This is a genomic window from Dolichospermum sp. UHCC 0259, assembly GCF_009711935.1.
Lineage (GTDB): Bacteria > Cyanobacteriota > Cyanobacteriia > Cyanobacteriales > Nostocaceae > Dolichospermum.
On sequence record NZ_VIKX01000275.1, the window covers coordinates 53,088 to 54,229 of the forward strand.

Annotated in this window: 2 pseudogenes; both read right to left on the reverse strand. The window is 41.5% G+C overall.

Annotation, left to right across the window (positions count from 1 at the left end):
- A pseudogene (locus tag FJR05_RS23560) lies at positions 1–461 on the reverse strand (histidine kinase); the annotation flags it as partial.
- 4 nt (positions 462–465) lie between these two features.
- Positions 466–1,065, reverse strand: a pseudogene (locus FJR05_RS23565) (CHAT domain-containing protein); the annotation flags it as partial.
- Positions 1,066–1,142: the final 77 nt, after the last annotated feature.

The following is a 1,142-nucleotide window of genomic DNA, read 5'->3' on the forward strand; positions in this document are numbered from 1 at the left end:
CAGTTACGCCAGCACTGCTCAAAATAATGTTCTAGTGAATAAGCAAACTTACGTCCATCATCTACAAAATCTCGCAGTTTAATCAAGGCTGGAATTCGGTGCGTTTGTAAATTGCCAGCGTTACATTCCGTAACTACTCGCTGCAAATAAGTGGTCTTCCCTGAACCTGGTTTACCCACCATCATTAAATTCGTATTTTTTTCCAGCACTTCTAGTCCTGAAACCCTTTGCCGTTCTTCACCCAAGCCAATGCGATCTAAACTGCGATAACTTGGATTCTTACTGAAGTCTTGCCACAGGTCATCGAGTTCTGATTTCCGACTACTGCTCAGTTCCTCTAGGATGTTCACATCCACAAACAAATCACCTAAAGGAACCCAGTGATCTACACCCCATAATGGCATGGTGCTATGTAATCGGTGGATATCATCATGAAAGTGCGATCGCACTTTTTGTACCAATTCATCAACTGGATTTGTTGCCCTTAATTGGACTTTTTTTTATATTTTTGAATACTGGGGTATGTTCCTCTGGGATTCCTTGCAGGGCGATCGCATCACAACCACCGTGATAAGCATCTTCATAAGAATAACCAGCCCCTAGTTCATCATAAAAACCAACTGCAAATTTAATAGCGGCATCGTCTCCAAGGCTACTATTCATCCCCACCACATAATCAATATGTTTAACTATCTCATCTGCTTGAATTTCCGAGTAGCAAGCATTGAGAACAACACATTCAAGTCCTCGTGTAGCAAATCGTTTGAATAAATTTGCTAAAGCCTCAGTTGAAACAAGTTGTGCTTTTCCTAAATCATTTTCTAAAACTAATCCATCTTCACCAGAACCATGTCCAGAAAAGTGAACAATCTGGGGATTAAAATCCAACATGGCACGACGTAAATCATTAGGACGAACAGCCCCACGTTGCTGCAAAGTAAATTTTTCTCTATGCTGCGACCTTCGCAAACCCTCTTCAATTTCTCGCACCTCTTTATCTAAGCGCAATCTCGCTTCATTGGTGGGGCTGGAGGCTACCACTAAAATGGTTTTGCGCGAACTACTTTGAGAATTTTCCCTTTGTGCCTGTGACTTGAACCATAACTTGGGCTAAATTGTGAACCATAAAATGAGCCATAAGT